1 pseudogene is annotated in these 281 nt (G+C 71.9%); it reads right to left on the bottom strand.

What is annotated here, in order from left to right:
• Nucleotides 1–281: pseudogene (locus XnspCFBP7698_RS21220) on the bottom strand (hypothetical protein); the annotation flags it as partial.

Genomic DNA, 281 nt, shown 5'->3' with positions numbered 1-281 from the left:
TTGGCCACCTGACGCTCGCCGCCGACGCTGCCCACCGACACCGTGTTGGCACGATCGGCCACCGAGCCCTGCCCCAGGGCAACCGCGCCCTGCGCACTGGCACGTGCCCCTTGACCGATCGCCGTGCCGGAGGCCGCGCTGACCTGCGCGCCCTCGCCCATCGCCACCGCATTGGTGGCCACCGCGGCAATCTGCGTATTGGCGCCCACCGCCGTGCTGCCATCGGCATTGACGCGTGCATTGCTGCCGATCGCCGTGTCGTTGGGGCCGTGCGCATACGC

This window comes from Xanthomonas sp. CFBP 7698 (assembly GCF_003600855.1).
GTDB lineage: Bacteria > Pseudomonadota > Gammaproteobacteria > Xanthomonadales > Xanthomonadaceae > Xanthomonas > Xanthomonas cannabis.
Note: the sequence above shows the minus strand (reverse complement) of the source record. Positions and strands in the feature narration are given on the sequence as shown.